This window comes from Sphingobacterium faecale (assembly GCF_016746095.1).
Taxonomy (GTDB): domain Bacteria; phylum Bacteroidota; class Bacteroidia; order Sphingobacteriales; family Sphingobacteriaceae; genus Sphingobacterium; species Sphingobacterium faecale.
The window spans coordinates 301,949-314,983 of the sequence record NZ_JAERTY010000004.1 but is presented as its reverse complement, the minus strand read 5'-3'; the positions used below and the strand labels follow the sequence as shown (position 1 = coordinate 314,983).

General features: G+C 42.9%; 14 protein-coding genes. 10 read left to right on the top strand and 4 right to left on the bottom strand.

Features of this window, described 5'->3' with window-relative positions:
* Positions 1-40 precede the first annotated feature (40 nt).
* Entirely contained in the window at positions 41-928 is an 888-nt protein-coding gene (locus JKG61_RS09325; RefSeq protein WP_202102700.1) for an SDR family oxidoreductase, read from the top strand.
* 58 nt (positions 929-986) lie between these two features.
* Here JKG61_RS09325 and JKG61_RS09320 read toward each other — a convergent pair whose 3' ends face one another.
* Positions 987-1,484: an RNA polymerase sigma factor gene (locus JKG61_RS09320; RefSeq protein ID WP_202102699.1), complete on the bottom strand. Its 498-nt coding sequence runs from the start codon at positions 1,482-1,484 to the stop codon at positions 987-989.
* 414 nt (positions 1,485-1,898) lie between these two features.
* Here JKG61_RS09320 and JKG61_RS09315 point away from each other — a divergent pair, with 414 nt between their 5' ends.
* On the top strand, positions 1,899-2,963 hold the full coding sequence (locus JKG61_RS09315; protein ID WP_202102698.1) for a hypothetical protein: 1,065 nt from the start codon (positions 1,899-1,901) through the stop codon (positions 2,961-2,963).
* Positions 2,964-2,967: 4 nt separating this feature from the next.
* Positions 2,968-3,633 (top strand): response regulator, encoded by a 666-nt coding sequence (locus JKG61_RS09310; RefSeq protein ID WP_202102697.1) that lies wholly within the window; start codon positions 2,968-2,970, stop codon positions 3,631-3,633.
* 59 nt (positions 3,634-3,692) lie between these two features.
* On the opposite strand, the gene JKG61_RS09305 is transcribed toward JKG61_RS09310, so the two are convergent.
* A complete protein-coding gene (locus JKG61_RS09305; protein WP_202102696.1) occupies positions 3,693-4,160 on the bottom strand; it encodes a PA2169 family four-helix-bundle protein in 468 nt (155 codons plus the stop codon).
* Positions 4,161-4,371: 211 nt separating this feature from the next.
* Here JKG61_RS09305 and JKG61_RS09300 point away from each other — a divergent pair, with 211 nt between their 5' ends.
* From JKG61_RS09300 to JKG61_RS09270, 7 genes are all read left to right on the top strand, one after another.
* Positions 4,372-4,542, top strand: a complete 171-nt coding sequence (locus JKG61_RS09300; RefSeq protein ID WP_202102695.1) for a hypothetical protein — start codon at positions 4,372-4,374, stop codon at positions 4,540-4,542.
* A 9-nt stretch (positions 4,543-4,551) separates the two neighbouring features.
* Positions 4,552-5,757 (top strand): NAD(P)/FAD-dependent oxidoreductase, encoded by a 1,206-nt coding sequence (locus JKG61_RS09295; RefSeq protein WP_202102694.1) that lies wholly within the window; start codon positions 4,552-4,554, stop codon positions 5,755-5,757.
* Between the two features lie 150 nt (positions 5,758-5,907).
* The gene (locus JKG61_RS09290) at positions 5,908-7,056 is read left to right on the top strand and encodes a porin (RefSeq protein ID WP_202102693.1); all 1,149 of its coding nucleotides are present in this window, start codon (positions 5,908-5,910) and stop codon (positions 7,054-7,056) included.
* Positions 7,031-8,512, top strand: a complete 1,482-nt coding sequence (locus JKG61_RS09285; RefSeq protein ID WP_237249422.1) for an anion permease — start codon at positions 7,031-7,033, stop codon at positions 8,510-8,512. The genes JKG61_RS09290 and JKG61_RS09285 overlap by 26 nt, the downstream gene beginning before the upstream one ends.
* A gap of 13 nt (positions 8,513-8,525) precedes the next feature.
* Positions 8,526-9,182 carry a succinate dehydrogenase cytochrome b subunit gene (locus JKG61_RS09280; RefSeq protein WP_202102692.1) on the top strand — a complete coding sequence of 219 codons (657 nt, stop codon included), beginning with the start codon at positions 8,526-8,528 and terminating at the stop codon, positions 9,180-9,182.
* A 17-nt stretch (positions 9,183-9,199) separates the two neighbouring features.
* Positions 9,200-11,116 carry a fumarate reductase/succinate dehydrogenase flavoprotein subunit gene (locus JKG61_RS09275; protein ID WP_202102691.1) on the top strand — a complete coding sequence of 639 codons (1,917 nt, stop codon included), beginning with the start codon at positions 9,200-9,202 and terminating at the stop codon, positions 11,114-11,116.
* Between the two features lie 51 nt (positions 11,117-11,167).
* The gene (locus JKG61_RS09270) at positions 11,168-11,914 is read left to right on the top strand and encodes a succinate dehydrogenase/fumarate reductase iron-sulfur subunit (RefSeq protein WP_202102690.1); all 747 of its coding nucleotides are present in this window, start codon (positions 11,168-11,170) and stop codon (positions 11,912-11,914) included.
* A 284-nt stretch (positions 11,915-12,198) separates the two neighbouring features.
* Here the strand turns inward: JKG61_RS09270 and JKG61_RS09265 are convergent, their stop codons facing one another.
* Entirely contained in the window at positions 12,199-12,582 is a 384-nt protein-coding gene (locus JKG61_RS09265) for a hypothetical protein (RefSeq protein WP_202102689.1), read from the bottom strand.
* A gap of 165 nt (positions 12,583-12,747) precedes the next feature.
* Positions 12,748-13,026 carry a DUF4342 domain-containing protein gene (locus tag JKG61_RS09260; RefSeq protein ID WP_202102688.1) on the bottom strand — a complete coding sequence of 93 codons (279 nt, stop codon included), beginning with the start codon at positions 13,024-13,026 and terminating at the stop codon, positions 12,748-12,750.
* Positions 13,027-13,035: the final 9 nt, after the last annotated feature.

Below are 13,035 nucleotides of genomic sequence, written 5' to 3'. Positions count from 1 at the left end.
AGCTGTTCATTGTTAACTTTTGAACTTAAAATAAAACACTATGAAAACAGAAGAAAATAATCCAATTGATAAATACGCGAAACCGCCCTTTGAAAAACAGGACCAAGCTGTACCCGGTATCTCTAGTGCGATGAGTCCAGTTCCTGATCATGGCGAAGAATCCTATGAAGGTGGGGAGGTGTTAAAAGAAAAAGTCGTTCTTATTACAGGAGGAGATTCGGGTATAGGTAAAGCTGTTGCAATCGCTATGGCTCGGGAAGGTGCAGATATCGTAGTAGCGTACAAAGAAGAAATTGAGGATGAAGATGCTCTTGATACCAAAGCCTGGGTAGAAAAAGCAGGTCGCACCTGTGTATTGATTCGCGGAGATATTCGCTCAGAATCACACTGTGAGACGATTGTCCGTACTTGCGTGGCTGAATTGGGTAGGATCGATGTCTTGATTAATAATGCAGCGTACCAGATGACGTATAAAACCGTAGAAGAAATCAGTGCATCGGAATGGAATAAAACTTTTGAAACGAATATGAGTGCTATGTTCTATCTGGTAAAAGCAGCGAAGAAATATATGAGACCAGGAAGTAGCATTATAAATACGACTTCCGTGAATGCATATGATCCAAACCCTACGCTCTTGCCTTATGCAGCGAGTAAAGGCGCGATTCAGAATTTTACAGCTAGCTTGGCACAGCTATTCTTAGAGGATGGTTCGGGGATACGTGTCAACGCAGTAGCTCCAGGGCCGGTATGGACCCCTCTGATTCCGAGTACTATACCCGATCACGAGAAATTTGGAGCCAATACGCCTATTGGTAGGCCAGGGCAACCTGTAGAAATTGCGCCGGTATATGTATTCTTAGCCTCGGATGCGGCGTCTTATGTGTCTGGAGCAACGATTCCTGTTACAGGGGGACGTGTTACGATTTAAAAAAAACCGTCCTTCCATAAAATTATAGAAGGACGGTTTATATTCCTTTATATCGGTATTAAGACACATAGCCGCTAAGGCTTTCCTTTAATAATTTACGGGCCAGATGTATCCTTGTTTTTACGGTTCCTTCAGGAACTTGTAAGTATTCCGCAATCTCATTGTATTTGTATCCTTCTACAAACATGGTGAAAGCTTTGTAGTTGGAGGCGGGTAGCTTGGAGAGTGCTTCTTGTATATCTTCCATCACAAATTTTGATTCGCCACCGTTCCTCGATGTCTTCTCAAAATGTGTGGTATGTTGGAGCTCCGATTCTATAGTCCGGTATTTGACCTGTCTACGGTATTTATTAATGTAAATATTTTTCATTATCGTATAGAGCCAAGCGACCAATTTGGGGTTGTGAACAAACTTCTCCAGATAATTGAGAGAACGGATAAATGTCTCCTGGACCAACTCTTCTTTTTCATAAGGATCGTTCGTGAACTTCTGCGCTATACTATTTAGAATAGGGCTGTTTTCTAAAATCGTCAAGTTTAATTGTGCTGTTCTCATATCGATATTTTCTAAGTTGTAAGTGTATGTTTGTTTATTGGAATACATCAAATATGATGCAGGATTATTGGCATAAACGGATGCAACTCGATCTTGCTAAAGCGCTGCGGGAGAAATACGGTAGATCAGGTATATGTATTTTTTTTGTTTTAAATATCTGTTTTACAATTTGTTGTGTTTTGTTTTTGTGCTTTATGTAGAGACTTCTGTCACAATTGGCATGCTTGCCCGAATTTGAAAAGGGGTGTTTTTGCGTTTGATATCAGGTAAAAATATTTTCGGGCACGTATAAACCGCAAAAAATAAATTAATAACAGGTATTTAATAACGGAGAATAGGTTTGGTTTTTGCTTCTTCACCATATTACTCCGTTGCTATGCTAGGTATTGGAGAAGGTATTAATCTTTCGAGTGGATGGAGATACACAGAAAACAAAAGGAACAGGAGCTCTTTGAACGGTCAAAGCTGATGATAAACCATCGGCCGAACGAAGTTTTCGTTATGAAAGAGGTATTTCCACATGGGGCACAGGGCACAATGCTGTTGAAGAATTCCTTTGAAATAACAGAAGCCAATGGACAGGTCTTGGAGCGAATGGGGTATGCTCATAAAAAGGATGTTCTAGGGAAGACCTTTTTTGAGCTTTTTTCTGGAAAAGAGAAGATGCGTTTACACTATTTTTTTGAACAAACAAACTTCGAATATCTTACGGTATTGTCGTATATACAGTTGCGAAAGAGTAAAGGCAGTACAAAATGGATCAGCATATATGGTAAGAAGGAGAAATTGGATGAAGGCAGTTGGGGTTATGGTATTGTTTTTTTGGACGAAGAAGATAGTTTTGCAACATTAACTACAGATAAATTCGATACCTTGTACCGTTCTTTTTTCGATATGTATGAAGCTGAGTTGGCCCAGATCGGACTGACGCTGCGCGATGATGTGGCACAGGAGCTTTATGCCCTTCGTGTGAGTATGCAGAATTTTATAATTTCAAACGGCTATGAAGATGAAATATCCGGGTTGAAGAAAAGATTGAATGATACGATTAGAAAGATTACAACGCTTTCTAATGACCTACTGCCGAATGTCTTTGTACACGTTGGCTTTTTACCGGCGATGGAAGATATGGTATTTGGTGTAAAACGATTGGGCTACGACCTCCGCTATAAAATCGATGCGCGGATAACGGATAAATCGCCTGAGTTTCAGTTTTGCTGCTACCGTGTTGTGCAGGCATTATTGCAGAGCTGGAAGTTAAATGCCCGCCCTTACGAGGCTTCACTTACAATAACCGTAAAAGGAAACAAAATAAATATTAACTTAAGTGAATCTAGGGGAATTGGAGAGGAGAGCTTTCAGCACTACCCAGAGTCTGTATTGCACAATGTGCACAATAGAATCGGTCTATATGACGGTACTTTGGAGGTAAATCGTGTTTCGGAAAGCAGTCAGGTACTAATAACGATGTATAACTAACAGTATGATTAAGATAATTTTGGTAGAGGACCATCTGGTAGTCCGCAATGGAATTAAGTTATTATTGGATACACAGGAGAATATGAAAGTGATTGCCGAAGCTAATAATGGTAAGGAGGCAATTGCTTATTTGGCGGAAGGGGTCGTCCCGGATGTTATTATTACAGATATCAATATGCCTGGTATGGATGGGCTGCAGCTGACTGAAAAGCTGGTGGAACAATATCCGGATATAAAAATTATTGTCTTGTCGATGTTGAATAATACGCAGAACGTCGCACAGGCATTTGAGAAAGGTGCTAAAGGCTATCTGGTAAAGAATGTGAGTTACGATGAGTTACTTTTTGCGATAGCGCATATCGGCAATGGAGGCCGCTATCTCTGTGAAGAGCTTGCGATGCTCTTGTTGGAGCGTGTTATTGCGCAACCTCCGGCCTTTGGGGGGTACGAGCGTGAGGAGGGAGGAGCAGATGCAATCGAACTCAGTGAGCGGGAACTGGAGGTGCTGCAGCTGATCAGTGATGGGTATACTAATGTGGAAATAGCGGATAAACTATTCTTGAGTAAACGAACGGTCGAAGGACACCGGCAGAATCTGATCGAAAAAACAGGAGTTAAGAATTCGGCTTCTTTAATTAAATACGCGGTTGTGAATAGGCTGGTAGAATAAGGATATATTGCCATTTATATAAAACGGTAATATATCCTTATCTGGTCTTTTGAAATCCATTATAGATCAATGTTGTCCCGCAATTCTTTGATGTGGTCATGCGCTTCGAGCTGTAAGCTGGCCTGGCTCTGTATAATCGAAAGAATGGCAGAAGAGATTTGTGCGTGCTTTGTCATCCCTTCTTTATATACTTTTTTGAATTCATCCTCCCCACGCTCGCAGCTCTCGAGGATTGCTTTTGCCGTATACGGTGCTACTGCAGATTTAATTTCCATCCATGTTCTGAATAGTTTACCACTGGTACGGGTATCTTCAGTGGGCATGTCACCCTCGCGGATAACCAAGGGCTTCAGCTCATTTTTAAACTGAATGGACTGGTCGCGGTATTTTTCAAAAATATTCTGTAAGCCATAGTTGCTCTCATCGGGCAATAAAGAAATAGCTTTTTCGTAACCTTCGATACGATCGTTGTTGATTTCTATAAGTTGATTCAAAAGGTCTGCTGTGTCTTGATGTAAGTTTTCCATATCGTTATTTTTTTGTTTGCATAGAATACAGTTGTAGGAGCATATAGTTGAGGGACAAATCGAATAGGGGTATTAGTTACGGGAGATCAGGTAAAAGTTCGGGGAGAGGTACCGTATTAACTGCAGGTCAGGGAAAAGTTTGTGCAAGTTCATATAGTGCTAAAAACTAAATAGGGATTGAGCTGTTCATTTTACACAAAAACTTAAGATCATGGAAACTAACGATAAAGAAGAATATGAGGGACAGGTACCGGAGGTGGTAAAGAATGAACCGGATGATAAGCCGGCGGGAAAGGGAATTATGTGGGCGATTGCTATTGCAGTAGTAATATTGGCCATTATCTATTTTGTGTTTTTTAAAAATGACGTAGGCTTTGATTAGTTAAAATTTATGGACTTGAAATCACCGGAGCCTTTTTGGCTTGTAAAGAATGGTTTGTTGAATTCTTATCCTTCCCTGAAGGAAGATATAGAATGTGAAATTCTCGTGGTAGGTGGCGGAATAACCGGGGCTTTGATTGCACATCAATGTATCGCTGATGGATACGATACTGTTCTAATCGACAAGCGGGAGATTGGCTACGGCAGCTCGTCCGCGACAACCTCTATGTTGCAGTATGAAATTGATGTTCCGCTGTACAAGCTGTGCGAGCTCATCGGTACCGAAAAGGCCTTATCAAGTTATATAGCTTGTTCAGAGGCCATTGATCAATTGGAAGATATTAGCCAGAAAATCGCTTCGAAGGCTGGTTTTGTACGGAAGCAGTCCCTGTATTTTGCGGCAAAGCAAAAAGATGTTTCAGGTTTGAAGAAAGAGCTGGAAGCACGGGTGGCGGGCGGCTTTGATGTAGAATGGATTTCGAAGGAGGATTTATCTCAGCGTTTTGGATTAGAAAAGACTTACGGAGGTATTCTGTCTCAGCAAGGGGCCAGTGTTGATGCTTTCTGTCTATTGCATGAATTATTGGCTTATAACCATAAGCGGGGATTGCGGGTCTTTGATCGGACGGAACTCAAAAAGGTGAGGCACCGTAAGGGGCATAGTCTCTGTACGGTAGGTCCGGAAGCAAAGATTCAGGCGCAGAAAGTGGTGTATTGTGTGGGGTACGAAAGTAAAAGCATGATCAAGGAAAAGTTCGTGAACTTATTGAGTACGTATGCCATTGTCTCAGAAGTGGATGCAGATGCCTGTCAACCGATCAGAAATCTACTGGCCTGGAATACAGATGCGCCCTATATTTATATGCGTTGTACGGACGATGGGCGTGTATTGATAGGAGGCGGTGACGAAAAATTTAGCAACCCAGAAAGGCGGGACGCCCTATTGGCACGTAAGGCGCGTAAACTCAGCAATAGTTTTGAACGCTTATTTCCTAAAAGGACATTTTATACTGATTTTTCATGGACCGGTACGTTTGGCGAGACCAAAGATGGGCTTCCATATATTGGATCCCATCGAGACTTTAAAAATGCTTACTTCGTACTGGGATTTGGAGGTAATGGCATTACTTTCTCCGTTGTAGGTATGGAAATGCTTTCTTTTTGGCTCAAGGGGAAGGTGCATCCCTTACAGGAGGCATTTGCCTTTGGTAGATAACATCGCTCATAAAAGCTGTTGTAGCTTGGCCAACCGTTACTTTCCGTAACGGTTTTTTTATAATTAATGTTTTTTAAAACAATTTGATGACAATTCATGTATCTACTATAACCAACTACTATATGAAAAACTGTAACTGTGTATTAGCCTATGAAAAGAACATGTCTTTACCTTTTCTTTTACTCCTTGATCGCCTTGCTGGGACCTGCACCTGTCTATGCGCAGGTACCGGATAGCACTTGGGGCAAAAAATTTGAAAATTACCCGACATTCAAGTTTAAAGGATTGTTTCAGGCTCGTTATGTGGTGAGTACCAATGAAGATGTAGATGTGGGAGGGCAGCATCACGAGGACCGTTCTGGAACTAGTAATTCTTTTGCGCTGAAGTATATGCGTGCGCAGGTTCAGGCTAAAATAAGCCAACGTACGGAGGTCGTGGCACTGGTAAATCTTGCCGATTTTAAAAATGATCCGAAGACCCGTGTACTGGAAAATGCCTACCTGAAATACACGTTTAGTCCTAAAGCGGCCATAACTGTGGGGCAGTTCAGGCCTTGGTTTGGTATTGAGGAAACAATTCCGGCAGACATTATTAAGTCATTGGACTGGTCGAACCAATATAGTGAATTTGGTAAGCTAGGCTGGACCAGCTTTCAGATAGGAGCTTCAATAGGAGGGACACTGCACCTCGGAAAGATGCCCTTTCAATATGCAGTCTCGGTAGTCAATGGAAATGGAAAGAACCAGGTCTCGGACAGCGACAACGGGAAGCAATATATGACGCGTCTAGTTTTTGGACTCTCTAAAAAATATGGCGTGAATATCGGGGTGAACGGCGGTGTAGGAGAGGTCATTAAAAAGGATGTATATGCCTGGGGGGCGGATGTTGTTGGCAATATTCCTTTTTCGGCCAAATGGAATCTAGACCTACAGCTGGAAGGTAAGCAAGCGACTAATCATGCGCTGTACAAAACTATTCCCGAGGAAGATAGGCCAAGTGATATCAATAGTTATCTCGTACGGGGTGTCTACTTCTTACCCAATTTGCGTTATCAGATCAGACACAAAAACTTAGGATCCATAGAGGCTTCCTGCCGTTATGAGTATCTGGATAGAAGCTTCAGCAGGGACTCTAATCCACGTCAGACGCTGACTCCGATGTTAGGGCTGGAGTTCTTGAAAGATTACGGCGCCCGTATACAGATAGGAATGCAGATGGATCGCTATAAGCATCAGGTAGCCAATACGACTACCTATAACGGCAACTTGTTTATTGTCCAGGTGCAAAGTAGACTATAAAGAAAGAGAAATAAATCATTTAAATATGAAAGAAATAAATATCAAGAGAGTAGGGATTACTTTTTTAATTGCGCTGGCGCTTTGGTTTACCCCAGCACCTGAAGGCGTGACACCTGAGGCCTGGCACCTGTTTGCCATATTTGCTTCTACAATTCTGGGAATCATCCTCAAGGCAGCCCCTATGGGGACAATGTGTATGATGGCCATCGGTTTTACGGCATTGACACAGGTCCTTGCTCCTGGCAACCCTGGTGCTTCTATTGTAAAGGCATTGAGTGGCTTTGGCGATAAGGTAATCTGGCTGATCGGTATTTCCTTTTTTATTGCCCGTGGTTTTATTAAGACGGGACTCGGAAACCGGATCGCTTTCCTTTTTATTAAGGTTTTTGGTAAAAGTTCGCTCGGACTAGCATATGGATTGGGCTTGGCAGATATGTGTTTAGCGCCAGCGATACCGAGCAATACGGCGCGGGGAGGAGGGATTATATATCCAATCATGAAGTCCATGGCGATGAGTTTTGGGTCTGTACCCGATGATCCGAAGACGCACCGTAAGCTAGGTTCTTTTTTGACACTCAATAGTTATTACATGAACTTGATTACCTCGTCGATGTTCCTGACGGGTACAGCCAGTAATCCGATGTGTCAAAAGTTTGCTGCCAATCTGGGGGTTGATATCACCTGGATGTCGTGGGCCGCGGCCGGTTTCATCCCTGGTCTTGCGGCATTTTTTATTGTACCGTTGGTGATGTATAAAATATACCCTCCCGAATTGAAAAAAACTGGTGATGCGCCTAAGATGGCGAGTGAAAAGTTGAAAGAAATGGGCCCTATAAAAGTCAACGAATGGCTGATGTTGCTTGCATTTTTTGTGTTATTGGCGCTGTGGATTTTTGGAGGAGCACTTTCCATCGATGCGACGACTACGGCATTTATCGGGTTGACGTTGCTGTTGTTGACGTCGGTTCTGACCTGGGAAGATGTGAAGGCGGAGAAAGGGGCCTGGGATACGATCGTATGGTTTGCTGTACTGGTGATGATGGCCAGCTCACTCAATGAGCTCGGTTTTATAGGCTGGTTTAGCGACTTGGTCAAAGTGCAGATCGGCGGGCTCAGCTGGATGGTAGCATTTCCGGTGATCGTATTAGTCTACTTTTTCAGCCATTATATTTTTGCAAGTGCTACAGCGCATGTGGCGGCTATGTATGCGGCCTTGCTGAGTGTGGGGATATCTTTAGGTATACCAGGAATGCTGCTGGCTATGATGCTGGGGTTCATGGGCTCTATCTATGGCGTGCTGACCCATTATGGACATGGGCCTGCGCCGGTGTATTTTGGTAGCGGCTATGTCGAGCTGAAAGCCTGGTGGCTAAGGGGACTGGAAATCGGTATTCTGCTGCTGGTGATCTATATGGCCGTGGGTGGATTGTGGATGAAAGTAATTGGTTATTATTAAAATATATATTGCGATGTTGACAACATTATCTCGTAAAATGCTTTTATGCCTGACGGGACTTTTTCTGGGGTTCTTTCTAATTATACATTTATTAGGAAATCTACAGTTGTTCCTGCCGGTAGAAGAAGCCCGTCTACAATTTAACTGGTATTCTCATTTTCTCTCAGGCAACGGATTGATAAAGATGGTTTCGTATGTGCTTTATCTCAGTATTATCGTCCATGTGATAGATGCCTTGATTATTACCTCAAAAAACAAAAAGGCTGCTAAGCCCTATCAAAAAGACCAAAGGGGGCGCGCCAGTAAGTGGTATAGCCGTAATATGGGCGTGCTCGGTACGCTGATACTCATCTTTTTGGTCATTCATTTTCAGAATTTTTGGTACGTGTACAAATTTGGGACACTACCGGTAGATAGCAATGGAAATAAAGACCTCTACCAGTTGGTTGTGACCACATTTCAGGAATGGTGGTATGTGGTTATTTATGTATTGTCCATGGTAGCACTGTGCTATCATCTCATTCATGGAGTGCATAGTGCACTACGTACCCTCGGGGTATTCCATCCTAAATATGTACGCTGGATAAAGGTTGCAGGTGCGGTATATGCTATCCTGGTCTGTGCAGGATTTGCCATGATGCCTATTTATATATTTATCACTACGGGTTAAACTTAAGATTGAACAGAATGAACTTAGATGCTAAAATCCCTGAAGGCTCGTTGGAGCAAAAATGGGAGAATTTTAAGAAAACGGCTAAGTTGGTCAATCCAGCAAACCGTAAGAAATTGGAAGTTATTGTAGTTGGTACAGGACTGGCAGGGAGCTCGATTGCAGCTTCGCTGGCCGAGATGGGGTACCAGGTGAAGGCTTTTTGTTTTCAGGATAGCCCAAGACGGGCGCATTCTGTCGCTGCACAGGGAGGGGTAAATGCCGCCAAAAACTATAAGAATGATGGCGATAGTGTGTACCGTATGTTTGTAGATACCTTGAAAGGAGGGGATTTTAGGGCCCGTGAAGCAAATGTATACCGTATGGCGGAATGTTCGCTGAATCTCATCGATCAGGCTGTAGCACAGGGCGTTCCTTTTGGTCGGGAATACGGTGGTTACCTAAATAACCGCTCTTTTGGTGGGGTACAGGTGAGCAGAACTTTCTATGCACGTGGGCAGACAGGACAGCAGTTGCTTCTAGGCGCTTATCAGGCGTTGATGCGGCAGGTTGGAAAAGGAACTGTAAAGCTGTATTCGCGGCATGAGATGCTCGATCTGGTATTGATCGATGGAAAAGCTAGGGGGATCATCGTGCGTAACCTTGATACAGGTGTTTTAGAAAGGCATGCCGGGCATGCGGTTATTTTGGCTACAGGAGGATATGGGAAGATATACTACCTATCTACATTGGCAATGGGCTGTAATGGATCTGCCATATGGCGTGCACATAAGAAGGGAGCTTTGATGGCCAGCCCGAGCTGGATACAGATCCACCCGACTTCCCTGCCACAGTCAGGAGACTATCAGTCGAAGCTGACACTTATGTCCGAATCGCTCCGTAACGACGGACGGATATGGGTACCGTTGAATACGGGTGAAACTAGAAAGCCAAATGATATTCCCGAAAATGAACGGGACTATTATCTGGAAAGAAGGTATCCTGCATTCGGTAACCTGGCACCTCGTGATATATCTTCTAGGGCTGCCAAAGAACGGATTGATGCTGGTTTTGGAATCGGGCCACTGAAGAATGCGGTGTATCTTGATTTTGCGAAAGCCATCAAGGAGCAGGGACGCGCTAAGATTGAGGAAAAGTACGGTAATCTGTTTGATATGTACCGCAAGATTACGGGATTTGATGCCTACGAAGAACCGATGATGATTTCACCCTCTGCGCACTTCTCTATGGGGGGACTGTGGGTAGACTATGAGTTGATGACTACGGTGCCTGGACTGTTTGCTTTGGGAGAGGCTAATTTTGCAGATCATGGTGCCAATAGATTGGGAGCCAACTCCTTGTTGCAGGCCTCGGTAGATGGGTATTTTATAGCGCCTTATACGGTAGCGAATTACCTGTCGGGGGATATACATACCGGAAAGATCGATGATCAGCATCCAGCGTTTGATAAGGCACAGGAAGCCGTAGAAGCAAACCTCAGGAAGCTATTGGCTATTGCAGGAAATAAGACGGTGGACTATTACCATAAGACATTAGGGAAGATTCTATATGACTATTGTGGCCTGGCACGTAATGAGGCAGGCTTGAAAGGGGCTATTGTGGAAATCAGAAAACTCCGTGAGGATTTTTATAAAAATGTTAAGATACCGGGAGACTCCATTATGATGAACAGTGAATTGGAAAAGGCAGGGCGCGTATCTGATTATTTGGAGATTGGTGAGTTGATGTGTTTTGATGCATTGAGCAGAAATGAGTCCTGCGGTGCGCATTTCCGGGAAGAATATCAAACTACAGAAGGTGAAGCCATGCGGAATGATGCCGAGTTTCAGTTTATCTCCGCTTGGGAGTGGGCGGGGGCGGACGCTGATCCGGTCCTGCATAAGGAGGAACTTACATTTGAAGTATTAAAGCCTATTGTGCGCAGTTATAAGTAACATTAAAAGTCAGACCGATCTGGCAACAGACGGCTCAGAAAGGAATTATATATGAAGTTAAATCTTAAAGTTTGGCGTCAGAAAGACCGGGAATCACAAGGTAAATTGGTTGATTATGTGCTTGAAGATCTAAATCCGCACATGTCATTCTTAGAAATGTTGGATACCCTGAATGAACGCTTGATACTGACGGGGGATGAACCTGTCGAATTTGACCATGATTGCCGCGAGGGGATATGTGGACAATGTGGAATGATGATAAATGGTATTGCGCATGGACCGCTCCAGAATACGACTACCTGCCAGTTGCACTTACGGTCTTTTACAGACAATGAAACGATTTTTATAGAACCTTTTAGGTCACAGGCTTTCCCTATAAAAAGAGACTTACGGGTGGATCGTTCGGCATTTGATCGGATTATTTCAAGTGGAGGATTTGTATCTACGAATACTGGACAGGCTCCTGATGCGCATGCATTGCCGGTTAGTCATCAGGTTACTGAAGAGGCGTTCGATGCGGCCGCTTGTATAGGATGCGGTGCCTGTGTGGCGACTTGTAAGAATAGTAGTGCAGCCTTGTTTACGTCGGCAAAAATAAACCATCTGGTATTGCTCCCTCAAGGTAAAGAGGAAAGACAGGAAAGGGTAATCCGGATGGTGGAGCAGATGGATGCAGAGGAATTTGGACACTGTTCGAATACGGAAGCATGTGAAGTGGAGTGTCCACAAGGTATATCGGTTCTGAATATCGCACGGATGAACTATGAATACAATCGGGCGCTGACGCGGAGAAAGTAATTGGGCTAAGGAAGTAATTAGTAAAAAGAGGAAGGTGATTTACATCGCTTTCCTCTTTTTTTTGTAGTTTTCCAACGCACAGAAGACTACTTATTAAACATGTATAATTTTGAAAAATCTAATTCTACTTTGTGTATCAGTCGGTCTGAAGTTTGAAATAAAGGTTTTCAAACGGGGAGAATGAAAACCTTTAATAACCAATTATAAACCTAAATTATGATGATACAAATATAGTGTATTTATTACACTAAGTAAAACTTTCTTTGTATTTTTTTTGATACGACTTAACGTTTGCAATCCGCTAGCCAACCTCTGCCATCTTTTGTAAAGGCAACGGATAGGTTGGAAGCTGTTACTGTAATGGTCCCGATGCCATTATCGCTGAACATAATAGTGTTGTTATCTCCCTTTTTCATGGTGATATCTTTAATGCTTGGAATCCCATTTGAAAAGTTAAAAGAGTACGTGTCACCAATCTTGGTGACCGTTACCGAACCATTTGTTGATGGAACATCGGTGTCTCCGTCTTTTGTGCTTTTAAAGGAAACGGTACCTTCGTACTTCCCAATAAATAGGTCATTGTCCGCTGGATCGTCATCTTTGCTGCATGATGCTAAAGTAAATACTGCAATGAACAATAGGCTTAAGATTTTAATTGTCGTTTTCATATGTGTGTAATTAAGTTGTGTGTTACAAAACTGATGTCACACGCATAGGACAAGTGAGGTGCCATTCGGTTCATCTCAACATTGATCTTAACACATAATTAACGAAATTTTATTTCTTTTCGATAAACTAAAGCAAGCATTGAAGCTTGCAGGGGCGTTCCGTTTTTACTTAGCATCTATTGCCTTTTGGCCATTCACATTATCCTGGATCTCGCGTTCGACAGTTACTTTAATCACACGAAGTAAGACTAGTGCAACGATTATAACAGCGACGAAAGGAAAGATTATACCGATGAGCAATCCAAATATCAGTGGAATACTTAACCACTGTTTACCTTCGCTGGAGGATACGGTAAGTTTGCTGTCCTGTACTACTTTGAAAATATTCTGAACACCGCTTGTTATGTTCTCATTATTGAAATCAAATGTTGTTTTAGTAGCCATATCTTTTTG